Raw genomic sequence first — 25,896 nt, forward strand, 5'->3', positions numbered from 1 at the left:
AGCGACGATGATCCGACGCCGAACGTGGGCCGCGGTCTCCGGTGGGCTCGCCGTGGGCCTCGGGGTCATCGGCGGCGAGCTGTCCGCCGCGGCGCTGAGCCCCTCCGTCACGCCTGTCAGCGCGGTCGGGTCCTGGGTCATCGACATCCTGCCGCCGGGCGTCAAGGACTGGGCGATCGCCGCGTTCGGCACGTCCGACAAGCTCGTCCTGCTCTCGACCATCGCCGTGATCATCGCGGTCATCGCACTCGCAGCGGGCCTCGCCGAGTTCCGACGCAGGTTCGCCGGACGCGCGGTCATCGCCGGCTTCGGGGTGCTCGGCGCGATCGCGGTCGCCTCCCGCCCGCAGTCCTCCGCGATCTCCTACGTCGCTCCGATCGTGGCGGCGTTGGTCGCGATCGTCGTCCTCGACGCCCTCATCCGCTCGCTCCGCACCTGGTCGAGCGCAGCGGAGAACGCGGGCAAGAACGCGGGGGAGGACGCCGGCACGGACGACGCCACGTCCGGCCGGTCTGCTCGCCGCCGGTTCCTGCAGGGCGCGGGGGGAGCCGCCGTCGTCGCCGTCGCGACCGGCGCCGCAGCCGGTGGGGTGCGGTCCTCGCAGTCCGCCGTGACGCAGCAGCGTTCCGCGATCGTGCTGCCGGCGCCGTCGGAACCGGCGGTACCCCCGCCCGCCCCGGGCTCCTTCGTCCCCGAGGGCGCCGATCTCGGCGTCCGGGGTGTCAGCGAGCTCGTGACGCCGTCGGACGACTTCTACCGCATCGACACAGCTCTCGTGGTGCCGGTGGTCGACGCCGCCGAGTGGAGGCTGAGGATCACCGGTCTCGTGGACCGGGAGGTGGAGATCGGGTTCGACGAGCTGCTCGCCCTTCCCCTGATCGAGCGGTACGTGACGCTCGCCTGCGTGTCGAACCCCGTGGGCGGGAACCTGACCGGGAACGCGCGATGGCTCGGTTACCCCGTCCGGTCGCTCCTGGAACGGGCCGGGGTCAGGCCGGGAGCGGACATGGTGCTCTCGACGAGTGCGGACGGATTCACCGCGGGCACCCCTCTCGAGGCGCTGACCGACGACCGCGACTCGTTGCTCGCGGTCGGCATGAACGGACAGCCGCTGCCGGTGGAGCACGGCTTCCCGGCGCGCCTGGTGGTGCCGGGTCTGTACGGATTCGTCTCCGCCACCAAGTGGGTCACCGAACTGAAGGTGACCCGGTTCGCCGAGGACAAGGCCTACTGGTCCACGCGTGGCTGGTCCGAGCGCGGACCGGTCAAGACGTCGTCGCGCATCGACGTGCCCCGGGCGAACGCGAGCGTCCCGGCGGGCGCCGTGACCATCGGTGGCGTGGCCTGGGCGCAGCACAGGGGAGTGGAGGCGGTGGAGGTACGCGTCGACGGCGGGGCCTGGCAGCGCGCGACGCTCGCCACACCCATCTCCGCCGATACCTGGTGCCAGTACAGCGTCACCCTGACCCTGGAACCGGGCTCCCGCACCGTGCAGTCCCGTGCCGTCGACGCCCGGGGCGACATCCAGTCGGACGCCTTCGTCGATCCCGCCCCGGACGGCGCCGAGGGACTGCACACGGTAACGTTCACGGTGACCTAGGCCGGACGGTCGTCGCCCACGGACAGCCGTGAGCCGCGATGCCGGCAGACCCGCGGGAGGCGCGCGTGAAGAGATCTGTCGCCGAACACCAGGCCGCCGTCAGCGGACTCCTCCGGTGGAGTGGCGGGTACGACGCCGCCCGCAGCGAGGTCCTGCCCCTCACCGCAGCGCGGGGTCGGGTCCTCGCCGAGGACGTCACAGCGCCGGTCAGCCTGCCACCCTTCGACAATTCGCAGATGGACGGCTACGCCGTCCACGCGGACGATCTCGACCGCACCTCGCCGCTCGTCGTCGCCGAGGCGATCCCCGCGGGCTCGATGCCCGGTGAGCTCCAGCCCGGCACGACGGCGCCCATCATGACGGGCGCCGTCCTGCCACCGGGTGCGGCCGCCGTCGTGCCGATCGAGCAGGCCGATCCGGCGCAGTTCCCGACGCCCGCCGCGGTGCGGGCGGGCGAGGTGACGGTCGTCCTTCCTGCCGGCGTCGACACGGGACGTTTCGTCCGCCGGGCCGGCAGTGACATCGCGGCCGGCGATGTCGCCCTCCCGGCAGGCACCGCCCTCGGCCCCGCCCAGCTCGGACTCCTCGCGGCGTGCGGGGTCGACGTCGTGCCCGTCCGTCCCCGCTTCCACGTCCTGCTCCTCTCCACCGGGGACGAGGTCGCCGAGCCCGGCGCACCGCTGGTGCCGGGCACCATCTACGACGCGAACACCACCCTGCTGGAGGCCGCCCTGCACGAGGCGGGCGCGGAGGTGACGCGGCACAGACTCCTCGGTGACGACCCGGCCGTGCTCCGGGAGGTGCTCGGCGGCATCGACGGCAGCACCACGCACCTCGTCCTCAGCACCGGCGGCATCAGCCAGGGCGCGTACGAGGTGGTGAAGCAGGCGCTGGCCGATAGCGCCGTCGAGTTCTCGTCCGTGGCGATGCAGCCCGGGGGCCCGCAGGCGCACGGCACCATCGGGGGCGTCCCGTTCCTCGGGTTCCCGGGCAACCCCGTCAGCGCCTTCGTGTCCTTCGAGATGTTCCTCCGGCCGGTGCTGCGCCGGCTGACCGGTGCTCCCGCACGTCGGCCGGTCCTCCGGGCCGACCTCGCGGACGCGATCACCAGTCCCGCCGCGAAGCACCAGATCCGACGCGGCCTGTACCGGCAGGGCCGCGTGACCGTGGTCGGCGGTCCGGACTCCCACCTCCTCCACGCACTCGCCGCGTCGAACTGCCTCATCCACGTGCCCGAGGGCGTCGTGTCCCTGGAGCCGGGGGACGCCGTCGAGGTGACGCTCTTCGGCCCCGAACCCGAGGACCCCTTCGCGGTGGACGACGTCCTGGTCACGGAGGAGGCCGTCTCGCCGGACGACACGCGCAACCCCGCTGGAAGGACCCCATGACACACCCGCCCGCCCCGCAGCCGGAGGGCCTCTCCCACGTCCGCGCCGACGGCACCGCCCACATGGTCGATGTCTCCCACAAGCAGGCCACCGTCCGGGAGGCCGTCGCCGAGGCGACCCTGCAGACCACCCCCGAGGTCGTCGCACTCGTGTCGGCCGGCGGACTGCCCAAGGGGGACGCGCTCGCCGTCGCCCGCGTGGCAGGGATCATGGCCGCGAAGCAGACGTCGACGCTCATCCCGCTTTGCCACCCGCTCCCGCTGTCCAAGGTCACGGTGGACTTCGAGCCCGACGACGGCGGCCAGGTACGCGTGGTCGCGCTCGTGCGGACCACGGCGCTGACGGGCGTCGAGATGGAAGCCCTCACGAGTGCTTCCGTGGCGGCGCTGACGCTGTACGACATGATCAAGGCAGTGGACAAGCGCGCCGTCATCACGGGCATCCGCGTGCTGTCGAAGACCGGTGGCAAGAGCGGGGACTGGACGGCATGAGCGCTCCCCACGAGCACGGCGCGAGCAGCCACACGACCAGTGGCACGAGTAGCGACACGACCAGCGACACGAGCGGCGACACGAGTGGCCACGCGCACGGGCGGAGCCATGGGCCGACCGGCAGGGGGCCGGGGATGCGGTCGGCCGCGATCGTCATCGCCTCCACCCGCGCCGCCGTGGGCACGTACGAGGACGAGTGCGGCCCGGCGATCGCCGCCTGGCTCTACGAGCACGGCTACGCGGTGGCCGACGCCGTCGTCGTCCCGGACGGTGACGCGGTGGGGCAGGCGATCGGGGTGGCCCTGGAGGCACGGCCCGCCGTGCTCATCACGAGTGGCGGCACGGGACTCAGCCCCGACGACGCCACGCCCGAGCAGACGGCGCCCTACCTGACCCGGAGCCTGCCCGGCATCATGGAGGCCGTCCGGCGGGCGGGCGAGGCCGCAGTGCCCACGGCCGTTCTCAGTCGCGGGCTCGCCGGCGCCGCCGGTTCCACGTTCGTGATCAACCTGCCCGGATCTCCGGGCGGCGTGCGGGACGGACTGGCCGTGCTCTCGCCGCTCGTCGACCACATCTGCTCGCAACTGGAAGGCCACAATGACCACCGATAAGGCCCTGGGCGTCGTCGTCCACGCAGCCGTCGCCGAGGCTCCGATCACCCCCGACCAGGCCCGGGCGGGCGTCGATTCCCCGCAGTGCGGCGCCGTGGTGGGTTTCAGCGGTGTGGTGCGGAACCACGACGGCGGGCGCGAGGTCACGTCGCTCAGCTACTCCGCGCACCCCAGCGCGGAGCGGATCATCCGGGAGGTCGCCGAGGAGATCGCCGCGCGGCACGACGGCGTCCGCCTCTGGGTGGCGCACCGGGTGGGTCCGCTCGTGATCGGGGACCAGGCGCTCGTCGCCGCCGTGGGTGCCGCGCACCGCGGCGAGGCCTTCGCGGCGTGCTCGGAGCTCGTGGACCTCGTGAAGGAACGCGTCCCCATCTGGAAGGAGCAGTTCTTCACGGACGGCACGGTCGAGTGGGTCGGCGCAGGAGCCTGACAGTAGGCTGGGACGCATGACCGATCTACTGCCCGTGGCCGTGCTCGGTGCCCGTGGCCGGATGGGATCGGAGGCCGTGCGCGCCATCGAGGCCGCCCCCGACCTCGATCTCGTGGCGGTCCTCGGCAGCTCCGATCCGCTCGAGGACCTCGTCTCGGCGGGAGCGCGGGTCGTCGTCGACCTCACCGTCCCCGACGCGACGGCCGCCAACGTGCGCTTCGTCGTCGAGCACGGCATGCACGCCGTGGTGGGTACCACCGGCTGGACGAGCGAACGCGTCAGCGAGCTCGAGGCCCTGCTCGCGGACACACCGGCCGCGGGTGTGCTGATCGCTCCGAACTTCGCCCTCGGGTCCGTGCTCGCCACGGCCTTCGCCGCCGCCGCCGCACAGTACTTCGACTCCGTGGAGATCATCGAGCTGCACCACCCCGACAAGGTGGACGCGCCGTCCGGGACCGCCACCAGGACGGCCCAGCTCGTCGCTGCGGCGCGGCTGGCGGCAGGCGTGCCCGACGCACCCGACGCGACACGCGACCAGCTGCCCGGAGCCCGTGGCGCGGCGGTCGACGGCGTCCCGGTCCACTCGGTCAGGCTCCGCGGCCTGACCGCGCACCAGGAGGTGCTGCTGGGTGGCCCGGGGGAGCAGTTGAGCATCCGGCACGATTCCTTCGACCGGGAGTCCTTCATGCCCGGCGTTCTCCTCGGTATCCGCACGGTGGTGCAGCGTCCCGGCCTCACGGTGGGGCTCGACGGCTACCTCGATCTGCACCTCGGCCGCACATCGTGAACGGAATCGTCGGTTTCTACCGCGAGCACAGCGTCAAACTGGGCGTGCTGCTCGTCACGGCGCTGCTGGTCTTCTGGCTCGTCGTCGCCTTCCAGCGGAGTTTCCTGTTGCTGGGTGACCCCGATCCCGTCGCGAAGGCGCTCGGCGTCGGCTACCTCCTGCTTCCGTGCATCGGTGCCTGGGCGCTGATCCGCGAACTCCTCTTCGGCGCGCGCACGCAGTCGATGGCCCGCCACCTGGAGCGCGAGGGCGGGCTGCCCGTCGACGACCTCCCGCGGACGCCGGCCGGGCGGATCGTCCGGTCCGCCGCCGACGAGGCGTTCCCGCCGTACCAGGCGGCGGTCGAGGCGGACCCCGAGAACTGGCGTACCTGGTTCCGGCTCTCGTGCGCCTACGACGCCGCCGGCGATCGCAAGCGAGCCCGCCGCGCCATGCGCGATGCCGCGAAGCTGTACTCGGCGCGCTGACTGCGCCGCCGCTGACGATGGTGCTCACGCCGGGGCCGAGAGCTCACTCGTCCGGTCGCTCGTCTTCGCGGTTCTCCGCCCGGCTGCTGCCCGATCGTGTCACCGTCGTCGTTCCGACGTCAGGTGCGGGCGTCCGCCCGGCTGTCCCGTGCGGCCGTCGCGGCCCCGGAGGCCAGGAGCTCCAGCGGCCCGCGTGAGCGCAGGCGCTGGAAGAGCATGCCGATCAGGACCGCCACCACCACCTGCAGCCAGTACAGCTGCGTGGGGTCGGGGAGGGGCGTCAGCTGGTCGGCCCAGCTCATGACGCAGATGTGCAGGGTGTAGAGGGTCAGCGTCATCGCGCCCGGCGCCGAGAGCGGCAGGAGCGCGAGCGGGAAGCGGCGGGTCAGGAGCAGGCACAGCCCGACGACGGCGGCGGAGGACCCGCTGACCGAGAGGAGGTCCAGTGTGGTCCCGGAATGCGGTGCGCTCACGGCGAGCCACCACCAGGACCCCGACTGGTCGATCCCGGCGAGACCGACGTCCAGCATGGCCTCCAGCGGGTACCGGGCGCCATCCGGCGTCTGCAGGATCTTCGCGAGCCCTCCCGCCGGCCCGAGCAGCTGGAGACTGGCGAACTTCGCGGCAGCCATCGCGAGGACCCCACCGGCGACGAGGGCCACCTGGACGGGGAGACGCCGCAGGTCCGTCCGCCCGATCAGCAGGCCCACGAGGATGAAGCCGAGCCACTGCAGCACGGGATAGTAGCCCGTGAGGAAGACGTCCGCCGCGAGGGTCTGCGGCGCGAGGACGTGCTCGAAGATCGGGTTGCCGCCGAGGGAATCCGGTTCCACGACATTCCGCACGACCGGCCGCAGCAGGTAGGCCGCCACCGGAGCGAGGAGCAGCCACCCGGCCGCCCACGCGGCGAGCGCGCGGACCGGCAGGCCGAGGAAGGGCAGCGCCAGGAGGAACAGCACGCCGTAGTGGAAGAGGATGATGGCGATGTTCGTCTCCACCCCACCGAGGACGAGCCCGATCAGGGAGATGATCACGGCGCGGACGGCGATACCCGTGCGGTCCGCGGACAGCAGCCCGTCACGGTGGGGCGACCGTCCGCCCGTGAGCAGCGCGAGGCCTATCCCGGCGACGACGGCGAAGAGGCCGGAGGCACGGCCCGAGAAGAGGAGTGCGGTGGTCGAGGCCTCGACCGTTCCCGGGACGTAGAGCGGGAATATGTGCGTGCTCATCATGCCGAAGAGCGCCACACCGCGGGCGGCGTCGATACCGGTCAGTCGCCGCGCGGGGGTGGTCTGCATCCAGCCATGGTTGCACAGCCCCTCGGGTGGCGGCTGGGAGCGACTGTGGGCGACAGGGAGCTTCTGCCCACGTCCGCGGGACGTCGAACGGGTAACGTTTCTCCCATGGCCGATACCTCCACGCCCACCCGTCCGTTCGGCACCCTCGTGGCCGCCATGGTCACGCCCTTCGACGCCGATGGAGCAGTGGACCTCGATGCCACCGCGGCCCTCGCCGTCCGGCTCGTGGACGAGGGCTGTGACGGCCTGGTCGTGTCGGGGACCACGGGGGAGACCTCCACGCTCGAGGACTCCGAGAAGGAGGACCTCTACCGTGTCGTCGTCGACGCCGTGGGGGACAGGGCGCGCGTGATCGCCGGCACGGGGACGAACCACACCTCCCACTCCGTCGAGATGGCCCGGCGGGCGGAGCGGGCAGGCGCCCACGGACAGCTCGTGGTGACGCCGTACTACAACAAGCCGACGCAGGCCGGCGTGGTGGCGCACTTCGAGGCGGTCGCGGCGGCGAGCGACCTGCCCATCATGATCTACGACATCCCCGGCCGCTCCGGCATCCCCATCGAGACCGACACGATGCGCAGGCTCGCCGAGAACCCGCGCATCACGGCGCTCAAGGACGCGAAGGCGGACTTCGCCGCGGTCACCCGCGTCCTCGCCTCCACCGATCTCGACGTCTACTCGGGCGACGACGGCCTCACGCTGCCCTGGATGGCAGCGGGCGCCGTCGGCGTCGTGAGCGTCAGTGTGCACGTCGCCACGCGGACGTTCCGCGCCCTCGTGGACGCGGCCGCCGCCGGGCGCTTCGACGAGGCACGCCGTCTCCACTTCGAACTCGACCCCGTGATCCGGGCCGTGATGACACACATCCCCGGCGCGGTGTCCGCCAAGCACGTCCTCCGCCTCCAGGGCGTCCTGGCCAACGACGTCGTCCGCCTGCCGCTCGTGGCGCCTGAGCCGGGAGAGGTCGAGGCGATCCTCGCCGACCTCGCTGAGGCCGGCTGGGACCTGTCCGCGGTATCGAAGGAACCGACGGGGCCGTCGGATCGCGCGGAGCTCCCCGCATGAGCGACGCCGCGCACCTCGCACCGCTCCTGCCGTCGCTGCCGCCGCCCCTGGAGCCGGGGACGCTCCGCGTGGTGCCGCTCGGCGGGCTCGGTGAGATCGGCCGGAACATGGCGGTCTTCGAGATCGGCGGGAAGATCCTCATCGTCGACTGCGGCGTCCTGTTCCCCGAGGAGACGCAGCCCGGCGTCGACCTGATCCTGCCGGACTTCTCCTATATCGAGGACCGGCTCGACGACGTCGTGGGGCTCGTCCTCACCCACGGGCACGAGGACCACATCGGGGCGGTCCCGTACCTGCTGCGCCTGAAGGCGGACATCCCGCTCATCGGGTCGCAACTCACCCTGGCGCTCATCGAGGCCAAGCTGCAGGAGCACCGGATCCGGCCCTACACGCTGACGGTGTCCGAGGGGCAGATCGAGCAGTTCGGCCCGTTCGAGTGCGAATTCGTCGCCGTCAACCACTCAATCCCCGACGCCCTCGCGGTGTTCATCCGCACCGAGGCCGGCAACGTCCTCCACACGGGCGACTTCAAGATGGACCAGTTGCCGCTCGACGGCCGGATCACCGACCTGCGCGCGTTCGCCCGCCTCGGCGAGGAGGGCGTGGACCTGTTCATGGTGGACTCCACGAATGCCGACGTACCTGGCTTCACGACGGCGGAGCGCGAGATCGGACCGGTCCTCGAGAACCTCTTCGGCCAGGTCCGCAAGCGCATCATCGTGGCGTCCTTCTCGTCCCACATCCACCGCGTGCAGCAGGTCCTCGACGCCGCGCACGCCCACGGCCGCTTCGTCTGCTTCGCGGGGCGCTCCATGGTGCGCAACATGTCGATCGCCGCGAAGCTCGGGTACCTGAAGGTGCCCGACGGCATCCTCGTGGACATCAAGAACGTCGACGACCTGCCCGACGACCGCGTGGTGCTGATGTCCACCGGCTCGCAGGGCGAACCCATGGCCGCCCTGTCGCGCATGGCGAACGGCGACCACCGGATCACGGTCGGGCCCGGCGACACGGTGATCCTCGCGTCCTCGCTCATCCCCGGCAACGAGAACGCCGTGTACCGCGTGATCAACGGGCTGCTGAAACTCGGCGCGGACGTCATCCACAAGGGCAACGCCAAGGTGCACGTCTCCGGGCACGCCGCTGCGGGTGAGCTGCTGTACTGCTACAACATCCTCCGGCCCAAGAACGTGATGCCGGTGCACGGCGAGACGCGGCACCTCATTGCGAACGGCAAGCTGGCGCAGCAGACCGGCATCCCCGCGTCGAACGTCCTGCTCACGGACGACGGCTCGGTCATCGACCTCGTGGACGGCACCGCGAAGGTGGTCGGCGCGGTCGAGTGCGGATTCGTGTACGTGGACGGTTCGAGCGTCGGCGAGATCACCGACGCCGACCTCAAGGACCGGCGCATCCTCGGCGAGGAGGGATTCATCTCGATCATCACCGTGGTCAACCGCACCACGGGCAAGATCGTGTCCGGCCCGGACATCCACGCGCGCGGCTTCGCGGAGGACGACTCCGTGTTCGACGAGATCAAACCGAGGATCGCCGAGGCCCTGGAGGAAGCGGTGATGACGAACCGCGACCACACCACCTACCAGCTCCAGCAGGTCGTCAGGCGCATCATCGGTACCTGGGTGAACCGGCGCCACCGCCGGCGCCCCATGATCATCCCGGTGGTGCTGGAGGCCTGAGCCGGGAGCGACGCGGTGACTGTATGGCTCTCGCTCGCGGCCCGGAGTCGCCCGCTCCGCAGGCCGGTAGCGCTACCCGTTCCCGATCGGGCGGGTGCGGGAATCCGGCGTCGCGCCAGACCTGTCGGGTACCGTGAGGATCATGGCCACTCGAACGTCCCCCGCCCCGCGGGGCCAGCAGCAGACCCGCGGCAGGGGAGCCTCGGCCGCTTCGACGCCCTCGCGTGGCAAGGCTCCTGCGAAGGCCGCGGGCCGCGCGGTCACGGAGACACGGCAGGCCCCGGTGACGCCGGAGCCCCAGCACGAGGAGCGCCTCGCCTTCCCCCTGAGGGCCGTGCGCGCCGTCTGGATGAGCATGGCCCGCGTGGTCGCCTCGGGTGTCCGCACCTTCGGTCACGACGTCGCCCCCGAGCGTGAGCTCCGCCGCGACGGTTCCGGATTCTTCCTGATGCTGCTCGCCCTCGCGGTCGCCGCCGTCGAGTGGTGGGCACTGACGGGCCCACCCGCCGACGTCGTCCATGCAGCCGCGGGCGGCACGTTCGGCTGGATGGCCCTGCTCCTGCCGTTCATGCTGGTGATCGGAGCCGTGCGTCTGTTCCGGTATCCCGAGCGACACCGGGGCAACAACCGCATCGCGATCGGTCAACTCGTCATCCTCTTCGCCGGCTCCGGGATAGCGCACCTGTTGGGCGGCGCTCCCGGCCTGTCGGACGGCCTCGATGCGCTGTGGCGTGCCGGCGGCGTGGTCGGATTCCTCGTCGCGGGCCCGTTGAGCAGCGTCCTCACGGCCTGGCCGGTCGCCTTCCTGCTCGGCCTCCTGGTGCTGCTCGGCCTGCTGATCGTGACGGCAACGCCGTTCCGACACATCCCCTCGCGCCTGCGCGCGCTCTACGAGCACCTCATGGGTCAGGATGCGGACGGTTCCGGCGGACCCGCCCGCCGGCGCGACCGCAGCGACGACGAGGACCACGACCAGAGCTACCTCTACGAGACGCACGGCGCCAGTGCGGCGCCGGGGCCGAAACGCCGTAAGCGCCTGTTCGGCCGCGACACAGCAGCTGCACCGCACGACGCCGGTTCCGAGTCCGAGATCGACGGCTACGTGGGCGACGAGGCCTTCGAGCGGGCGCTCATCGAGGACGAGGAGCGCCGCGCCCGTGAGGCGGAGGCGGCCGTGCCGCCGGGCGTCCGTCGTCCGACGAAGCAGGAGCTCGCAGCCGAGGAACTGAAGCGGACCCAGGTGGCCCGCGCGGCGGCGCCCGCCGCTCCTCCGGTCGCGCTGCCCCGCGCCCCCGAGGGCGCCACCGAGGCCATCGACGTCGTGCCTGCCGCCCAGGCACTCATCGTTCCTTCCACCCCCGTGCAGCCGCAGGTGCCTCCCACGCCCATCCCGCAGCGGACGGAGCAGCTGCAGCTGGCCGGCGACGTCGCCTACACCCTGCCCCCGTCCGACTACCTGCCCGCCGGGACCCCGCCGAAGGAGCGCTCGGAGGCGAACGACGCCGTCGTCGCCGCCCTGACGCACACCATGGACCAGTTCAACGTGGACGCGAAGGTGACCGGCTTCTCCCGCGGGCCCACCGTCACGCGGTACGAGATCGAGCTCGCCCCGGGTACCAAGGTGGAGCGCGTCACCGCGCTGTCCAAGAACATCTCCTACGCCGTCGCGTCCTCGGACGTCCGGATCCTCTCGCCCATCCCCGGCAAGTCCGCCATCGGTATCGAGATCCCGAACACGGACCGTGAGACCGTCTCACTCGGTGACGTGCTCCGCTCGGGGAACGCCCGGAAGACGGAGCACCCGATGGTCATGGGTGTGGGCAAGGACGTCGAGGGCGGGTTCGTCGTCGCGAACCTCGCCAAGATGCCGCACCTGCTCGTCGCCGGAGCCACCGGCGCCGGCAAGTCCTCCTTCGTCAACTCGATGATCACGTCGATCCTCATGCGGTCCACGCCGGACGAGGTCCGGATGGTCATGGTCGATCCGAAGCGCGTGGAACTGACCGCCTACGAGGGCGTCCCGCACCTCATCACCCCGATCATCACCAATCCGAAAAAGGCTGCAGAGGCGCTGCAGTGGGTGGTCCGCGAGATGGACACGCGCTACGACGACCTCGCCAACTACGGCTACAAGCACATCGACGACTTCAACAAGGCCGTGCGCAACGGCAAGGTGGTGCCTCCCGAGGGGTCCAAGCGCGTCGTGCGCCCCTACCCGTACCTGCTGGTGATCGTGGACGAGCTGGCCGACCTCATGATGGTCGCCCCGCGCGACGTCGAGGACTCGATCGTCCGCATCACCCAGCTCGCCCGAGCCGCGGGCATCCACCTCGTGCTCGCCACCCAGCGTCCGTCGGTCGACGTCGTGACCGGGCTCATCAAGGCCAACGTGCCCTCCCGGATGGCCTTCGCGACGTCCTCGGTCACCGACTCCCGCGTGGTCCTCGACCAGCCCGGCGCCGAGAAGCTCATCGGGCAGGGCGACGCCCTCTTCCTGCCCATGGGTGCCTCCAAGCCCATGCGAGTGCAGGGGGCCTGGGTCACGGAGTCGGAGATCCACCGGGTCGTCGAGCACGTGAAGGGACAGCTCCAGGCGACGTACCGCGAGGACGTCGCCGTGGAGGCGCCGAAGAAGCAGATCGACGACGACATCGGGGACGATCTCGACGTGCTGCTGCAGGCCACCGAACTCGTGGTGACCACGCAGTTCGGGTCCACGTCGATGCTCCAGCGGAAGCTCCGCGTCGGCTTCGCGAAGGCGGGCCGGCTCATGGACCTGCTGGAATCCCGCGGTGTCGTCGGTCCGTCCGAGGGGTCCAAGGCCCGCGACGTGCTGGTCAAGCCGGACGATCTCGAGTCCGTCCTGGGCGCCATGCGCGGAGACGAGGCGCCCCGGCAGGCAGAGGTCCGGCCGCCGATCGATCTCGTGGCGGACGACCTCGCGGCCAGGGCGCAGGCCGTCGATTACCACGACGGCGCCGATCCCAGCACGGATCCGGACGACGACGACGGGCACGACGCCTGGAACCTGACCGGGAGATGAGCGTGGCCGACTCCACGAACGCGGCAGTGCCGGTCCTCAACATCGCGAACGTCCTCACAGTCGTCCGCATCCTGCTCGTCCCCTTCTTCATCTGGTTCCTCCTCGCGGACGACGGCGCGGACGGCCTGTTCCGCTGGTTCGCGGTGATCACCTTCGCGATCGCCATCTACACGGACAAGCTCGACGGCGACCTCGCGCGGAGCCGCGGACTGATCACGGACTTCGGCAAGATCGCGGACCCGATCGCGGACAAGCTGCTCATCGGGTCCGCGCTGGTGCTGCTGTCCGTCCTGGGCGAGCTCTGGTGGTGGGTGACCATCCTGATCCTCGCCCGCGAGCTGGGCATCACGCTGCTGCGGTTCGCCGTGATCCGCTACGGGGTCATGCCGGCCTCGCGCGGCGGGAAGCTGAAGACCGTGGTGCAGACGGCCGCCATCCTGCTGTTCCTCGTCCCGCTGCAGACGTTGCTCGGCGAGTGGGCCTGGTGGCCCGCCGCCGTCGTCATGGCCGCCGCCGTCGTGATCACCGTCGTGACGGGCGTCGACTACGTCGTCCAGGCGATCAGGCTCCGCGCCGGTGCCCGGTCCGCGGGTCATGGTGACGGTCGCGCCTAGCACGGCGTCGGTGCTCGCGGCCCGCGTCGTCGGGCTCGCGACCGAACGCGGCCTCAGCCTCGCCACCGCGGAATCACTCACGGCCGGTCTGATCGCGTCCGCTCTCGCCGACGTCGCCGGGGCGTCCGCCGTGCTCCAGGGTGGCGTGGTCGCCTATCAGCTCTCCGTCAAGCAGGCGGTGCTCGGGGTCGACGCCGAGCTGCTCGAGACGGCGGGGGCGGTCGACCCTCGGGTCGCGGCGGCGATGGCCGATGGTGCACGGCGTCTGTTCTCGGCGGACATCGGGGTTGCGACCACCGGTGTCGCAGGTCCAGGGCCGCACGAGGGCAAGCCGTCGGGCACCGTGTTCACGGCGGTGAGCACGAGCGAGGGGACGCGCACCTTCTCCTACGGCTTCCCCGGCGACCGTCAGGCAGTGAGGTTCGCGACGCGGGAGGCGGTTCTCACCGAGCTGTTCGCCGAGCTGTCCAGGGGAACAAACCATCACCGAGGGTAGTTATGTAGACAGTCGCCCGTTGGTAGGGTTGACGACTCAAGCTCAGGTCGAACGGGGCAAGTCATCATCAGGAGGCACGCCCACCGGGCGGCGCCTCATCTATGAGGGAGCAAGGCGATTCAGATGGCAAAGCAGCCCGTCTCCGTAAACGGTGTGGTCCGTTGGCGTGATGTGGGGTTGGCGGAGGACGCACAACGCAAGCCCAAGGAGCGCAAGATGGTAGTTCTACGTCATGAGATCGGCGACGTCCTCCGTGACGTCCGCCAGCGCCAGGGCCGTACCCTGCGAGAGGTGTCGCACAGTGCGAGGGTTTCCCTCGGATACCTCAGCGAGGTCGAGCGTGGGCAGAAGGAAGCATCCTCCGAACTCCTCTCGTCGATCTGCAGTGCACTCGAGGTACCGCTCTCCTCGATGCTGCGCGAGGTCAGCGACCGCTTGGCAGAAGCAGAAGGCGTGTCCATCCCGGACACCATCCCTCAGGAATTCTCCCGCGAGTTCGGGGACGAGTTCACCGAGGGTCTCAACGACGACTTCCGTCGGGGGCTCGCGGCGACGAACCGCTAGTCCACCGAACCGGTCCGGGACACCCCGGGAACAAGGAAGGCCCGCCCCTCGGGGCGGGCCTTCCTGCCGTTCGTCACCAGTTGTCCTTGGTGTACGTGTTGTTGAGCTGGGCGATCAGGGTACCCAGACGCGTCAGGTCCGACACGTCCCAGTCCTCCATCAGCTCGTGGAACGCCTGCTTGCGCGCGGTCTGGGCCGCGACGAGCTGACGCGTGCCGGCCGCCGTCAGCGAGATCGCCTGCGCACGGCCGTCGAGGGGGTCGGCTTCCTTCTGCACCAGGCCGAGATGCTCGAGCATGGCGATCTGGCGACTGACGGACGGCTTGCCGACGCCGACGCTCGCGGCGATGTCCGTCAGGCGCATGGAGCCCTCCCGCTGCAGGATCACCAGCAGACCGTAGGCAGCGGGCTCCATGTCCGGGTGCACGCGCCGGGCGACCTTGTAGGAGTTCGAGCGAGCACGCCGCCACAGCATGCTGAGCTGCTGCTCGAGGGCTTCGATCGCGGCATCGGTGTCCGCGTCGTCGCCCGGACGAGCTGCGAGGCCCGGGGCGGCGTCTGTGGTGCTCGACTTCGAGTTCATGGGGCAATTGTAGGGTTCAGGGCGCGGGCCGCCAGTACCGGACGGCGCGACGTTCCTGTGGCCGTCGGGCACGGGCTCCGGGATCCATGATGGGGTGGAGCGTGCGGGGCGATCGGCGGACAGCACGAGCGACACATGGGCAGGGTCGGGGACAGGGAGCACGGGCCCGGACAGCGGCCCGGACTCGGGCACGGACACGGACACGGACACGGATGAGGACAGGGATGGACGATGCGGACGAGTGACTTCTGGCGGCTGATGGACGACGAGTTCGGGGCCGGCTACTCGCGGACGCTGGCGCGGGATCTCGTCGTCGACCGTCTGGGGGATCGGACGGCCGCCGAGGCGCTGGATGCCGGTGTCGATCCGAAGGCGGTCTGGGAGGCGATCTGCCGGGTACAGGACGTGCCGCGCGAGCGGTGGCTCGGTCGCGACGTGAGGCCCCGCTGACGCACCGACAACACGCGCGCGGAGGACGAATTAATCGAATGCCTGTTCGGTCTGTCGTATGATCGACACTGGCGGTGGTCCCCACTTGTGCACATAGCGGCGGCCGCATCTCAAACTGTCGGCGACTGCAAATACAGTCGTCATGAACACGTAAACAGGCCGTTTGGCCATGGATGACCGAGGTGAAGAATGGCCGCTCCAGACCGCGAGAAAGCCCTCGAAGCTGCACTCGCACAAATCGACAAGCAGTACGGCAAGGGCTCGATCATGCGTCTCGGGGACGAGATCAGGGCCCCGATCGAGACGATCTCGACGAGCTCCATCGCCCTCGACGCCGCGCTCGGCATCGGTGGCCTCCCGCGGGGCAGGATCGTCGAGATCTACGGGCCGGAGTCCTCCGGTAAGACCACGGTGGCACTGCACGCGGTCGCCAGTGCCCAGCGCAACGGCGGCATCGTCGCCTTCATCGACGCCGAGCACGCGCTCGATCCCGAGTACGCGAAGCGGCTCGGCGTGGATACGGACGCCCTGCTCGTCTCTCAGCCGGACACCGGCGAGCAGGCGCTCGAGATCATGGACATGCTCATCGGGTCCGGCTCCATCGACCTCGTGGTCATCGACTCCGTCGCCGCTCTCGTGCCGCGTGCCGAGATCGAGGGGGAGATGGGTGACAGCCACGTGGGTCTGCAGGCCCGTCTGATGAGCCAGGCGCTCAGGAAGATCACCGGTCGCCTGAGCCAGACGAAGACCACTGCCATCTTCATCAACCAGTTGCGCGAGAAGATCGGCGTGTTCTTCGGAAGCCCCGAGACGACGACGGGTGGTAAGGCGCTGAAGTTCTACGCCTCCGTCCGCATCGACGTGCGGCGCATCGAGACGCTGAAGGAGGGTGTGAACCCCATCGGTAACCGCACCCGCGCCAAGATCGTCAAGAACAAGATGGCGCCGCCCTTCAAGCAGGCCGAGTTCGACATCCTGTACGGCTACGGGATCTCACGTGAGAGCGGACTGATCGACGTGGGCGTGGAGAACGCCCTGGTCAAGAAGTCCGGTGCATGGTTCACCTACGACGGCGACCAGTTGGGCCAGGGCAAGGAGAACGCGAGGAAGTTCCTCATCGACAACCCTGACCTCGCCGACGAACTGGAGCAGAAGATCAGGGTGAAGCTGGGCATCGGCGTTCAGGTCGAGGAGCCGGAAGCGCCGAAGCTGAAAGCGGTCGGCGGCGAGTAGCACCTGTGCCGTCGGACACCGCGCCCGAACCGGCCGGATGGGGAATCTCCTTCGGCCGGTTCGACGGCCATGACCCGGTCGGCCGCGCCCAGCCGGACGGGGACGCCGAAAGCCCTCCGGTACACGGACGCCGCGACCGACAGCGGTCCCGCACAGAGCCCTCGCCCGGCCTGGACTCTGCCGACGAACGGGACGGAAGCAGCGTAGGGGGGCGGCCGCGGGCTGCCCGGACGAGCCGGAGCCGGTCCTGGAAGCGGTCGTCGTCGTACAGCGACCCCTTCGCGCCGGCTTTCGGCACCTCGGCCGAAGCCGCCGACGAGGCCCGGCCGCCCTCCGCGGAGGACCTCGCCGGCGCCCCGTACGCGACGTCTCCGTCCGATGCCGACGGCTCCGGCCGAGGTACGCGCCGCGCGGCGTCCAGGAGTCAGGGGCGGAACGGTGACCGCGACGCCTCAGGCGATGGAACGGCTGCGGACAGCGTCGCGCAGGACCGAAGTGACGAGGAATGGGCGACCGAAGGTCGAGCGATCATGCTCAGACAGCTCGCACTCGGTCCGCGGAGCCGTCATCAGCTGGGGCAGAAGCTCGCCGAACGGGACGTCCCTGCATCCGTGGTGACGGCACTCCTCGATCGCTTCGAGGAGGTGCAGCTCATCGACGACGCAGAGTTCGCCCGTCTGTGGGTGAGAACGCGTTCCTCGGTGAAGGCGCTCGCCCGGGCGTCCATCCGACGGGAACTCGCGGAGAAGGGTATCGATCCCGAGCTCGCCGAGGACGCCCTCCTGCAGATCTCCGACGAGGACGAGCACGACCAGGCGCGGGAGATCGTCGTGCGCAAGCTCCGGACGCGGACCGATCTCTCCGACCGCTCGCTGCGCGACAAGGAGATCCGGCGGCTCGTCGGGGTCCTCGCGCGGAAGGGCTACAGTCCTGGTGCCGCTTTCACCATCGTCAAGGACGTGGTGGCGGAGACCGAGGCAGACGCCGGTGCCGCGTCCGAGTAGCCGGACGAGCAGCAGTAGCCGGAGTGGCCGGACGAGCAGCAGTAGTCGTAACGCAGGCGGATTGCGGGTGGCTGCGCCGCCCGCCGTACGCTTGATCGCGTGAGTATCGCCCAGACCCCCCGGCTCGACGCGCCGTCGACCGTCCTCGATGAAGGTCCCGTGTCAGCAGACGCTCCGGCGGGCTCCGCACCCGCCGACGGACGTACCTATGAGGTCCGGACGTTCGGGTGCCAGATGAACGTGCACGATTCCGAGCGCATCTCGGGCCTGCTCGAAGGTGCAGGGCTGCAGCGCACCGGTGGAGGCCAGGCGGACGTCGTCGTCTTCAACACCTGCGCCGTGCGGGAGAACGCGGACAACAAGCTCTACGGGAATCTGGGCATCCTGAAGGCGGTCAAGGAGGCTCGCCCCGGGATGCAGATCGCCGTGGGCGGCTGCCTCGCGCAGAAGGATCGCGAGACCATCCTGAGGAAGGCGCCCTGGGTGGATGCCGTGTTCGGCACCCATAATATCGGGGCGCTGCCGGCCCTGCTCGAGCGGGCCCGACACAACCAGGAGGCCCAGCTCGAGATCCTCGAGTCGCTCGATGTCTTCCCCTCGACGCTGCCGACGAGGCGTGAATCGGTCTACGCGGGGTGGGTGTCCATCTCCGTGGGGTGCAACAACACGTGCACCTTCTGCATCGTCCCCTCCCTCCGGGGGAAGGAACGTGACAGGAGACCGGGTGAGATCCTGGCCGAGGTGGAGGCTCTCGTCGCCGACGGCGCCGTCGAAGTGACCCTGCTGGGTCAGAACGTCAATTCTTACGGGGTGGAGTTCGGAGATCGCGGAGCTTTCGCGAAGCTCCTACGCGCCTGCGGCGCGATCGAGGGCCTCGAGCGCGTCCGCTTCACGAGCCCACACCCTGCCGCCTTCACCGACGACGTCATCGACGCTATGGCCGAGACGCCGAACGTGATGCCCCAGTTGCACATGCCCCTGCAGTCGGGATCGGACCGGGTGCTGAAAGCGATGCGCCGTTCCTACCGGTCCTCACGATTCCTCGGGATCCTCGACCGCGTGCGCGAGCGGATGCCGCACGCGGCGATCTCGACGGACATCATCGTCGGCTTCCCCGGGGAGACCGAGGAGGACTTCCTCGCCACACTCGACGTCGTAGAACGGTCGCGGTTCGCCACCGCCTTCACCTTCCAGTACTCCAAACGTCCCGGGACCCCGGCCGCCGATCTGCCGGACCAGCTGCCGAAGGCCGTGGTCCAGGAGCGTTTCGAGCGTCTGACCGCCCTGCAGGACCGCATCGCCCGGGAGGAGAACGCCCGTCAGGTGGGCCGCATTGTCGAGGTGCTCGTGACGGACCAGCCGGGGCGGAAGGGCGGCGAGACGCACCGGCTCACCGGCCGTGCGAAGGACCAGCGGCTGGTGCACTTCTCCGTACCCGACGGCGCCGAGATCCCGCGGCCCGGGGACTTCGTCACGGTGCCCGTCACGGAGGCCGCCTCCTTCCATCTGCTGTCCGATCCGACGACAGCCGAGTACGGGGTGCGCCGCTCACGTGCGGGGGATGCCTGGGACAGAAGTCAGGCTGACTCGTGCGGGGCGCCGGCGCCTGCGACGGGAGCGCCCCGGGCGGTCTCGCTGGGCATGCCGCCGCTGCCCGTGCGCGGTTCCGCCGGGTGACGCAGCCGATCATCGCCGTCGTCGGTCCCACCGGGTCAGGGAAGTCCGACCTCGGCGTCGCGATCGCACGCGAGCTGGACGGCGAGGTCGTGAATGCCGACGCGCTGCAGTTCTACCGGGGCATGGACATCGGCACCGCGAAGCTGCCGCCTGCCGAGCGCGAAGGCATCGAGCACCACCTCCTGGACGTCCTCGACGTCACCGAGGAAGCCAGCGTCGCCGCGTACCAGGACCAGGCCCGCCGGGTCTTCGAGGACATCCGGTCCCGCGGCCGTGTGCCGGTGCTCGTCGGGGGCTCGGGCCTGTACGTCCGCGCAGCACTCGACACCCTCGAGTTCCCGCCCACCGACGCCGGCGTACGGAGCCGCCTCGAGGCCGAGCTCGGCGTCGAGGGGCGGGAGGTCCTCCGCGGCAGGCTCCACGCGGTCGACCCCGTGTCCGCCGCACGGATCGAGGACGATCGGCGGCTCGTCCGTGCCCTCGAGGTCCACGAGATCACCGGCCGCCCGTTCAGCTCCTTCATGCCGCGCCGGGAGTACCACCAGCCCGCGGTGCAGATCGGCCTCGCAGTGGACCGGGAGCTCCTCCGCGAACGCCTTGCACAGCGCGTGCACGCGATGGTGGGCAACGGTCTGGCGGAGGAGGTGGCGCGGTTGGAGGAGGCAGGGCTCCGGCGTGGCCGGACGGCGTCGCGCGCGCTCGGCTACTCCCAGTTCCTGCGGGTGCTCGACGGGAGCATGACGGCGGCGGCGGCCACGGAGGACACCATCGACGCCACACGCCGCTTCGCGCGCAGGCAGCTCACGTGGTTCCGCGCCGACCCGCGGATCGCGTGGCTCGACTGGGAGGCGGCCGATCTCAGGGAGCGGGCCGTCGATGTGGTCCGTCGCGGGACCGACCTAAGCTAGGACCGTGACCTACGAGCCCATGACCCGCCCATGACCACTACCGGCGCCATCGACGAGTCCTCCCGCCCGTCGGGGGTGCCCTTCACCAAGGGCCACGGGACGGGCAACGACTTCATCCTGACCCTGGATCCGGAGGGCTCCCTCGCGCTCGACGTGCCGTTCGTCGCCCGGGCCTGCGACCGCCACCTGGGTATCGGCGCGGACGGGTTCATCCGCGCGGTGCGCTCCACGGCGCTCCCGGAGGGCCGGGCCCTCCTGCCGACCGAACCGGACGCCGAGTGGTTCATGGACTACCGCAACGGTGACGGCTCCGTCTCGGAGATGTGCGGCAACGGTGTGAGGGTGTTCGTGCACTTCCTGATCGCCCAGGGCCTCGTCGACCTGCCCGACGGCGCCACGCTCCCGATCGGCACGCGGGGAGGGGTCAAGCGCGTCTCGCGGTCCGGTGAGGGATACGCGGTGGACATGGGTCCATGGGACCTCATCGACCCCGAGGCGGCGGCAGCGCGGGGAACCGACGCGATCGTGGATGTCGCGGGGCTCGACGTCGACCGCCCCGCCCTGTCCATCAGCATGGGAAACCCGCACACCGTCGTCGCCCTCGCGGAGTACGAGGAACTCGGGACCGCGAACCTCCACACTGCGCCGATCGTCCGGCCGGTACCTCCGCACGGTACCAACGTCGAGCTGGTCGTGCCGTCGGAGCCGCTGGTGGGCGATGACGGCGTGGGCCGCGTGACGATGCGCGTCCACGAGCGGGGCGTGGGGGAGACCCTCTCGTGCGGCACGGGCGCCTGCGCGGCCGCGGCGGCGATCCGGTACTGGGCCGGAGCCGGAGCGCCGGACCAGTGGCTCGTCGGCGTGCCGGGTGGCACGGTCGGCGTCGCGTTCTTCGCCGGACCCGAGGGCCGCGAGCACATGCAACTGAGCGGTCCGGCAGTGCTCGTGGCCGAGGGAACGCTCCACCCCGACCTCTGAACCCCGGGTCTTTCGCGCCCGACGACTCAGTCGGGGCGCCGCACCTCGAGGACGCGGAACGACTTCGACGTCTCCGCCCGGCGCGCCACGAATCCCGCGGGCAACTCCTCCTGGAGCCAGCGCAGCAGGGAGTCGGCGCCGAGGTTCTTCTGCACCACCAGCCACGCGCGACCACCCGGGGCCAGGCGGGGGAGCCAGCGCAGCAGCAGGGCGTGGAGCTCCTGCTTGCCGATACGGATGGGCGGGTTGGACCAGATCGTGTCGAACTGCAGCGAGGGATCCACGTCGTCGGGTGTGCTCGAGCGGATGGTGCGGAGCCCCAGGCGGTCGGCGTTCTCGGCCGTCAGGGCGATGCTGCGTTCGTTGACGTCGATCGCGTACACGGTCGCCTCAGGTGACAGCAGTGCCATGGTGAGGGCGATCGGTCCCCACCCGCTGCCGATGTCGAGCAGCGTGCCGCCCTCCGGCGGCGGGACGGTGTCGAGCAGGATCGCCGTCCCCTTGTCGATGCCGTCAGGGCTGAACAGGCCCGACGACGTCACGAGCTCGCGCCGTGCCCCGGCGAGCACCACGGAGAGGGGACGACGGACCGCAGGGCCCTGCGGCGAGGCGGTGAAGTAGTGCTGCGAATCCATGCAGAAAGCCTATCGGGCGGTTGGCGGGCGGCGGACGGGCGGTGCGGCGGCCGGTTCCCCCCGCGCACCGCTGCGCCAGAGGCGGTCGAGGAGCGGGGAGTTTCGCGCTGGGAGAAGAACCTGCCACAGGGGAGGCACGCAGCCGTAGAATTAGGGGACATCCCATAAAGGAGAACATGACCACGAATGACGGACGAACCGACGGAGCCGACATGGGCCCGGAGGAGATCCAGGCAGTGATCGACCGGATCCTCGCCAGCGATGAAGCTGCTGTGGCGAAGGTGAAGAAGTCGGGAGCGGGCGAGGAGACGTCCGCCGCTCCCATCGAGAAGACGTGGCGGTCACGGGCCCTCGCGCTGTCGCGGGACGACACGCCATCCGACGCCGACGGCGACCAGGAGGACCTCGCCGAGCGGCGCGCCCTCCGGCGCGTGGCGGGACTGTCCACGGAGCTCGAGGACGTCACCGAGGTCGAGTACCGGCAGCTGCGGCTCGAGCGGGTCATCCTCGCCGGGCTGTGGAGCGAGGGTACGGCCAAGGACGCCGAGAACTCCCTCCAGGAGCTTGCGGCGCTGGCCGAGACGGCGGGCTCGGAGGTCCTCGACGGGATCGTCCAGCGGCGGCTGAAGCCGGATCCGGGCACGTTCCTCGGCTCGGGCAAGGCGCAGGAACTGAAGTCGATCGTGCAGGCCACCGGTGCTGACACCGTGATCGTGGACAGCGAGCTCTCGCCGTCGCAACGACGTGGCCTCGAGGACATCGTGAAGGTCAAGGTGATCGACCGCACGGCCCTGATCCTCGACATCTTCGCGCAGCATGCCAAGAGTCGCGAGGGCAAGGCGCAGGTCGAACTCGCACAGCTCGAGTACCTGCTGCCGCGCCTGCGTGGCTGGGGCGAGTCGATGTCCCGGCAGGCCGGTGGCCAGGTGGGTAGCGCCAGCGCCGGTATGGGTTCCCGTGGTCCCGGTGAGACGAAGATCGAGCTCGATCGCCGGAAGATCCGTACGCGGATGGCGAAGCTCCGTCGTGAGATCGCCGGGATGAAACCTGCCCGCGAGACGAAGCGCTCCAACCGACGGAGGAACCAGGTTCCCTCGGTCGCGATCGCCGGGTACACCAACGCCGGGAAGTCGTCGCTGCTGAACCGGCTGACGGACGCGGGCGTGCTCGTCGAGAACGCCCTGTTCGCGACACTCGATCCGACGATCCGCAGGGCCGAGACGCCGGACGGCATCGGCTACACGCTGGCCGACACCGTCGGCTTCGTGAGGTCACTCCCGACGCAGCTGATCGAGGCGTTCCGTTCCACGCTCGAGGAAGTGGCGGACGCGGATCTGATCCTGCACGTCGTCGACGCGTCCCACCCGGACCCCGAGGGGCAGATCGCGGCCGTCCGCGCCGTGCTGACGGAGGTCGACGCCCGCAAGGTGCCGGAGATCATCGTGCTCAACAAGGCCGATGCAGCCGATCCGTTCGTCATCGAGCGCCTCCGGCAGCGTGAGCCCCGCTCCGTGGTCGTCTCCGCCCGCACGGGCGAGGGCCTGACCGAGTTGCGCCAGCTGGTCAGCACCAGCATCCCGCGGCCCGGGGTGAAGATGGACCTGATGATCCCCTACGAGCACGGTGAGATCGTCAGCCGCCTGCACGAGGAGGACGCCGAGATCCTCGGCATGGAGCATGTGGACGAGGGAACGCGCCTCGAAGTGATGGTGCGTGAGGGTCTGGCAGCCGAACTGGAGCCGTACCTGCGGCATGAGTGAGTCCACGCGGTCCGGCGCCGTGATCGCGGCGCCGGACACCGCGGCCGGCGGGGTGCCCTCCCCGCACGCCCGCCGATCCCTCGAACTGCTCGACGCCGCCGTGGGTGCGATGGGCGGTGAGATGCGCTTGGGCCAGCACGAGATGGTGCGTCAGGTCAGTGAGGCGATCGACTCCGGGGATCACCTCCTCGTCCAGGCCGGCACGGGCACCGGTAAGTCCCTCGCCTACCTCGTGCCGCTGATAGCCCATGCCATGGAGAGCGACCGCCCGTCGGTCGTCTCCACGGCGACCCTGGCCCTGCAGGCGCAGATCGTGGGACGGGATCTCCCGCGGTTGCTCGACGCCGTCCGACCGGCGCTCTCCCGCCCGGTCGACGTCGCGCTCCTCAAGGGGCGCTCCAACTACGTCTGCCTCCACAAGACTGGCGGCGGCTTCCCGGAGGAGGACGCCCCGGGAACGCTGTTCAGCCTCGGCGAGGACGCCGCACAGCATCCGTCCCCGGCGCTGGGCGGCGGTGCACCCGCCTCGGCCCTCGGCCAGGAGGTGGTGCGGCTGCGTGAGTGGGCCGGGGAGACGACGACGGGCGACCGCGACGACCTCGTGCCCGGCGTGAGCGACCGCGCGTGGCGACAGGTGTCCGTGTCCAGCATGGAATGCCTCGGCGCGGCACGCTGTCCTATGGCGCAGGAGTGTTTCAGCGAGAAGGCGCGCGCGGCTGCGGCGGACGCCGACATCATCATCACCAACCACGCGATGCTCGCGATCAGTGCCTTCGAAGGGCTCGCTGTGCTGCCCGAGTACGACGTCGTGGTCATCGACGAGGCCCACGAGCTGCACGACCGCGTCACCGGTGCCGTGTCCGGTCAGCTCTCGGCGTCGATGGTCTCCGCCGCCGCCGCAGCACTGCGGCGGCACGCGTCCATCAGCACGGGCGCTCTCGACACGGCCGGCGACGCCTTCGAGGCGGCCTCGGAACGCCAGCCGTCGGGGCTCCTGCCGGGCGGACTGCCCGAGGAACTCGCGCAGTCCCTGGAGCAGGTGCGGGACGCCTCCCGTGCCGCCCTGTCGGACACGAAGACCGAGGGGAAGTCGGAGGCCGACGCCGACGGCGGGCGGCAGGTGGCGCGCTCCCGGGTGACGCTCGTCTTCGAACTCGCCGAGCGGATCCTCGCCGCGGCCGATCTGAACGAGGTGGTGTGGGCCTCGCGCCCCAGCACGTTCACCCCGGGCTCCGGGTACTCCCAGCCGGACGAGACCTCACCGGCCACGCTCAACGTCGCCCCGCTCTCGGTGGCGGGTCGCCTGCGCGAGGGTCTGTTCGAGGACCACACGGTGATCCTCACCTCCGCCACGTTGGCCATCGGTTCCGAGTTCGGTCCCGTCGCGGGATCGCTCGGGCTCAGCGGCCCGGGTGCGCCGGCCTGGACCGGGGTCGACGTCGGCAGTCCGTTCGACTACCCCAAACAGGGTGTGCTCTACGTGGCACAGGACCTCCCGAAGCCGGAGCGGGGGGTGTCCGACGCCCAGCTCGCGGAGATCCTCACGCTCATCACGGCGAGCCGTGGGGGAGCGCTCGGCCTCTTCTCGTCCAAACGGGCCGCCGAGGAGGCTGCGGAGACGCTCCGGCCCAAGGTGGACTTCGAGATCCTGTGCCAGGGCGAGTCCTCGCTCAACGCCCTCGTGACACAGTTCGCCGACGAGCCGGACACCTGCCTGTTCGGGACGATGTCCCTCTGGCAGGGGGTGGACGTCCCCGGGTCGTCCTGCAGGCTGGTGATCATCGACCGCATCCCGTTCCCGAGGCCGGACGATCCGCTCATGACGGCGCGCACGCGAGCCGTTGCGCGGAACGGGGGCAACGGGTTCATGAGTGTCTCGGCGACGCATGCCGCGGTGCGGCTCGCGCAGGGCGCGGGTCGTCTGATCCGCGCGGCGGAGGACCGCGGCGTGGTCGCGGTGCTCGACAGCCGCCTCGCGACCGCGCGGTACGGCGGGTTCCTCCGCGCTGCGCTGCCGCCCTTCTGGGCGACCACCGACCGGGCGACCGTGACCGGCATCCTCGAGCGGCTCTCCGCGCGCTGACCCGGCCTGACGGGCGGTGACGACCGCAGTCGAC

General features: G+C 70.5%; 24 protein-coding genes. 21 read left to right on the forward strand and 3 right to left on the reverse strand.

All coding sequences use genetic code 11. The features are described from left to right. Positions 1 to 7: 7 nt before the first annotated feature. The 7 genes from AC4D12_RS15045 (at position 8) to AC4D12_RS15075 (ending at position 5,774) form a co-directional block, all read left to right on the forward strand. Positions 8 to 1,600 (forward strand): molybdopterin-dependent oxidoreductase, encoded by a 1,593-nt coding sequence (locus AC4D12_RS15045; RefSeq protein ID WP_490950762.1) that lies wholly within the window; start codon positions 8 to 10, stop codon positions 1,598 to 1,600. 65 nt (positions 1,601 to 1,665) lie between these two features. Next, complete coding sequence (locus AC4D12_RS15050) at positions 1,666 to 2,988, forward strand: molybdopterin molybdotransferase MoeA (protein ID WP_490950763.1); 1,323 nt, start codon at positions 1,666 to 1,668, stop codon at positions 2,986 to 2,988. After that, on the forward strand, positions 2,985 to 3,479 hold the full coding sequence (gene moaC, locus AC4D12_RS15055; RefSeq protein WP_490950764.1) for a cyclic pyranopterin monophosphate synthase MoaC: 495 nt from the start codon (positions 2,985 to 2,987) through the stop codon (positions 3,477 to 3,479). The genes AC4D12_RS15050 and moaC overlap by 4 nt, the downstream gene beginning before the upstream one ends. Further along, positions 3,476 to 4,090, forward strand: coding sequence for a MogA/MoaB family molybdenum cofactor biosynthesis protein (locus AC4D12_RS15060; RefSeq protein ID WP_490950765.1), 615 nt, complete (start codon positions 3,476 to 3,478; stop codon positions 4,088 to 4,090). The genes moaC and AC4D12_RS15060 overlap by 4 nt, the downstream gene beginning before the upstream one ends. Then, complete coding sequence (locus tag AC4D12_RS15065; RefSeq protein WP_490950766.1) at positions 4,077 to 4,520, forward strand: molybdenum cofactor biosynthesis protein MoaE; 444 nt, start codon at positions 4,077 to 4,079, stop codon at positions 4,518 to 4,520. Before AC4D12_RS15060 ends, AC4D12_RS15065 begins: the two co-directional genes overlap by 14 nt. Positions 4,521 to 4,536: 16 nt before the next feature. Continuing rightward, a complete protein-coding gene (gene dapB, locus AC4D12_RS15070; RefSeq protein ID WP_490950767.1) occupies positions 4,537 to 5,307 on the forward strand; it encodes a 4-hydroxy-tetrahydrodipicolinate reductase in 771 nt (256 codons plus the stop codon). After that, complete coding sequence (locus AC4D12_RS15075; RefSeq protein ID WP_490950768.1) at positions 5,304 to 5,774, forward strand: hypothetical protein; 471 nt, start codon at positions 5,304 to 5,306, stop codon at positions 5,772 to 5,774. The genes dapB and AC4D12_RS15075 overlap by 4 nt, the downstream gene beginning before the upstream one ends. Before the next feature lie 119 nt (positions 5,775 to 5,893). Here the strand turns inward: AC4D12_RS15075 and AC4D12_RS15080 are convergent, their stop codons facing one another. Continuing rightward, positions 5,894 to 7,072: a heparan-alpha-glucosaminide N-acetyltransferase domain-containing protein gene (locus AC4D12_RS15080; RefSeq protein ID WP_490950769.1), complete on the reverse strand. Its 1,179-nt coding sequence runs from the start codon at positions 7,070 to 7,072 to the stop codon at positions 5,894 to 5,896. Between the two features lie 105 nt (positions 7,073 to 7,177). Here AC4D12_RS15080 and dapA point away from each other — a divergent pair, with 105 nt between their 5' ends. From dapA to AC4D12_RS15110, 6 genes are all read left to right on the forward strand, one after another. Beyond that, positions 7,178 to 8,137, forward strand: coding sequence for a 4-hydroxy-tetrahydrodipicolinate synthase (gene dapA, locus AC4D12_RS15085; RefSeq protein WP_490950770.1), 960 nt, complete (start codon positions 7,178 to 7,180; stop codon positions 8,135 to 8,137). Continuing rightward, entirely contained in the window at positions 8,134 to 9,834 is a 1,701-nt protein-coding gene (locus AC4D12_RS15090) for a ribonuclease J (RefSeq protein WP_490950771.1), read from the forward strand. Before dapA ends, AC4D12_RS15090 begins: the two co-directional genes overlap by 4 nt. A 142-nt stretch (positions 9,835 to 9,976) precedes the next feature. Next, a complete protein-coding gene (locus tag AC4D12_RS15095) occupies positions 9,977 to 12,877 on the forward strand; it encodes an FtsK/SpoIIIE family DNA translocase (protein WP_490950772.1) in 2,901 nt (966 codons plus the stop codon). Continuing rightward, positions 12,874 to 13,491 carry a CDP-diacylglycerol--glycerol-3-phosphate 3-phosphatidyltransferase gene (pgsA, locus tag AC4D12_RS15100; protein WP_490950773.1) on the forward strand — a complete coding sequence of 206 codons (618 nt, stop codon included), beginning with the start codon at positions 12,874 to 12,876 and terminating at the stop codon, positions 13,489 to 13,491. Before AC4D12_RS15095 ends, pgsA begins: the two co-directional genes overlap by 4 nt. 10 nt (positions 13,492 to 13,501) lie before the next feature. After that, a complete protein-coding gene (locus AC4D12_RS15105; RefSeq protein ID WP_490950774.1) occupies positions 13,502 to 13,987 on the forward strand; it encodes a CinA family protein in 486 nt (161 codons plus the stop codon). Positions 13,988 to 14,110: 123 nt separating this feature from the next. Further along, complete coding sequence (locus AC4D12_RS15110; protein WP_490950775.1) at positions 14,111 to 14,551, forward strand: helix-turn-helix domain-containing protein; 441 nt, start codon at positions 14,111 to 14,113, stop codon at positions 14,549 to 14,551. Positions 14,552 to 14,624: 73 nt separating this feature from the next. Here the strand turns inward: AC4D12_RS15110 and AC4D12_RS15115 are convergent, their stop codons facing one another. Then, positions 14,625 to 15,134, reverse strand: a complete 510-nt coding sequence (locus tag AC4D12_RS15115; protein ID WP_490950776.1) for a MarR family winged helix-turn-helix transcriptional regulator — start codon at positions 15,132 to 15,134, stop codon at positions 14,625 to 14,627. A 231-nt stretch (positions 15,135 to 15,365) separates the two neighbouring features. On the opposite strand from AC4D12_RS15115, the gene AC4D12_RS15120 reads away from it, so the two are divergent. The 6 genes from AC4D12_RS15120 to dapF all read left to right on the forward strand — a co-directional run bounded on the left by AC4D12_RS15120 (position 15,366) and on the right by dapF (position 21,384). Further along, complete coding sequence (locus AC4D12_RS15120; protein ID WP_490950777.1) at positions 15,366 to 15,584, forward strand: DUF3046 domain-containing protein; 219 nt, start codon at positions 15,366 to 15,368, stop codon at positions 15,582 to 15,584. Between the two features lie 189 nt (positions 15,585 to 15,773). Beyond that, positions 15,774 to 16,817: a recombinase RecA gene (gene recA, locus AC4D12_RS15125; protein ID WP_490950778.1), complete on the forward strand. Its 1,044-nt coding sequence runs from the start codon at positions 15,774 to 15,776 to the stop codon at positions 16,815 to 16,817. 530 nt (positions 16,818 to 17,347) lie between these two features. Continuing rightward, complete coding sequence (locus AC4D12_RS15130) at positions 17,348 to 17,821, forward strand: regulatory protein RecX (protein ID WP_490950779.1); 474 nt, start codon at positions 17,348 to 17,350, stop codon at positions 17,819 to 17,821. A 159-nt stretch (positions 17,822 to 17,980) separates the two neighbouring features. Continuing rightward, the gene (miaB, locus tag AC4D12_RS15135) at positions 17,981 to 19,498 is read left to right on the forward strand and encodes a tRNA (N6-isopentenyl adenosine(37)-C2)-methylthiotransferase MiaB (RefSeq protein ID WP_490950827.1); all 1,518 of its coding nucleotides are present in this window, start codon (positions 17,981 to 17,983) and stop codon (positions 19,496 to 19,498) included. Continuing rightward, positions 19,495 to 20,406 carry a tRNA (adenosine(37)-N6)-dimethylallyltransferase MiaA gene (gene miaA / locus AC4D12_RS15140; RefSeq protein ID WP_490950780.1) on the forward strand — a complete coding sequence of 304 codons (912 nt, stop codon included), beginning with the start codon at positions 19,495 to 19,497 and terminating at the stop codon, positions 20,404 to 20,406. The genes miaB and miaA overlap by 4 nt, the downstream gene beginning before the upstream one ends. A gap of 30 nt (positions 20,407 to 20,436) precedes the next feature. Further along, positions 20,437 to 21,384 carry a diaminopimelate epimerase gene (gene dapF / locus AC4D12_RS15145; RefSeq protein WP_490950781.1) on the forward strand — a complete coding sequence of 316 codons (948 nt, stop codon included), beginning with the start codon at positions 20,437 to 20,439 and terminating at the stop codon, positions 21,382 to 21,384. A 26-nt stretch (positions 21,385 to 21,410) separates the two neighbouring features. Here dapF and AC4D12_RS15150 read toward each other — a convergent pair whose 3' ends face one another. Continuing rightward, positions 21,411 to 22,019, reverse strand: a complete 609-nt coding sequence (locus AC4D12_RS15150; RefSeq protein WP_490950782.1) for a class I SAM-dependent methyltransferase — start codon at positions 22,017 to 22,019, stop codon at positions 21,411 to 21,413. A gap of 176 nt (positions 22,020 to 22,195) precedes the next feature. Here AC4D12_RS15150 and hflX point away from each other — a divergent pair, with 176 nt between their 5' ends. Next, positions 22,196 to 23,779, forward strand: a complete 1,584-nt coding sequence (hflX, locus tag AC4D12_RS15155) for a GTPase HflX (protein ID WP_490950783.1) — start codon at positions 22,196 to 22,198, stop codon at positions 23,777 to 23,779. Continuing rightward, a complete protein-coding gene (locus tag AC4D12_RS15160; RefSeq protein WP_490950784.1) occupies positions 23,772 to 25,862 on the forward strand; it encodes an ATP-dependent DNA helicase in 2,091 nt (696 codons plus the stop codon). Before hflX ends, AC4D12_RS15160 begins: the two co-directional genes overlap by 8 nt. Positions 25,863 to 25,896 lie beyond the last annotated feature (34 nt).

This window comes from Arthrobacter sp. TJ-266 (assembly GCF_058269115.1).

Bases quoted from the DNA above. Each gene is read 5' to 3' on its own strand.
- dapF (WP_490950781.1), top strand. From the start codon at position 20,437: ATGACCACTACCGGCGCCATCGACGAGTCCTCCCGCCCGTCGGGGGTG.
- AC4D12_RS15095 (WP_490950772.1), top strand. From the start codon at position 9,977: ATGGCCACTCGAACGTCCCCCGCCCCGCGGGGCCAGCAGCAGACCCGC.
- AC4D12_RS15160 (WP_490950784.1), top strand. From the start codon at position 23,772: ATGAGTGAGTCCACGCGGTCCGGCGCCGTGATCGCGGCGCCGGACACC.
- AC4D12_RS15110 (WP_490950775.1), top strand. From the start codon at position 14,111: ATGGCAAAGCAGCCCGTCTCCGTAAACGGTGTGGTCCGTTGGCGTGAT.
- dapB (WP_490950767.1), top strand. From the start codon at position 4,537: ATGACCGATCTACTGCCCGTGGCCGTGCTCGGTGCCCGTGGCCGGATG.
- AC4D12_RS15130 (WP_490950779.1), top strand. From the start codon at position 17,348: ATGCTCAGACAGCTCGCACTCGGTCCGCGGAGCCGTCATCAGCTGGGG.
- moaC (WP_490950764.1), top strand. From the start codon at position 2,985: ATGACACACCCGCCCGCCCCGCAGCCGGAGGGCCTCTCCCACGTCCGC.
- AC4D12_RS15045 (WP_490950762.1), top strand. From the start codon at position 8: ATGATCCGACGCCGAACGTGGGCCGCGGTCTCCGGTGGGCTCGCCGTG.
- pgsA (WP_490950773.1), top strand. From the start codon at position 12,874: ATGAGCGTGGCCGACTCCACGAACGCGGCAGTGCCGGTCCTCAACATC.
- AC4D12_RS15060 (WP_490950765.1), top strand. From the start codon at position 3,476: ATGAGCGCTCCCCACGAGCACGGCGCGAGCAGCCACACGACCAGTGGC.
- recA (WP_490950778.1), top strand. From the start codon at position 15,774: ATGGCCGCTCCAGACCGCGAGAAAGCCCTCGAAGCTGCACTCGCACAA.
- AC4D12_RS15065 (WP_490950766.1), top strand. From the start codon at position 4,077: ATGACCACCGATAAGGCCCTGGGCGTCGTCGTCCACGCAGCCGTCGCC.
- dapA (WP_490950770.1), top strand. From the start codon at position 7,178: ATGGCCGATACCTCCACGCCCACCCGTCCGTTCGGCACCCTCGTGGCC.
- AC4D12_RS15115 (WP_490950776.1), bottom strand. From the start codon at position 15,134: ATGAACTCGAAGTCGAGCACCACAGACGCCGCCCCGGGCCTCGCAGCT.
- hflX (WP_490950783.1), top strand. From the start codon at position 22,196: ATGACCACGAATGACGGACGAACCGACGGAGCCGACATGGGCCCGGAG.
- AC4D12_RS15090 (WP_490950771.1), top strand. From the start codon at position 8,134: ATGAGCGACGCCGCGCACCTCGCACCGCTCCTGCCGTCGCTGCCGCCG.
- AC4D12_RS15120 (WP_490950777.1), top strand. From the start codon at position 15,366: ATGCGGACGAGTGACTTCTGGCGGCTGATGGACGACGAGTTCGGGGCC.
- AC4D12_RS15080 (WP_490950769.1), bottom strand. From the start codon at position 7,072: ATGCAGACCACCCCCGCGCGGCGACTGACCGGTATCGACGCCGCCCGC.
- AC4D12_RS15150 (WP_490950782.1), bottom strand. From the start codon at position 22,019: ATGGATTCGCAGCACTACTTCACCGCCTCGCCGCAGGGCCCTGCGGTC.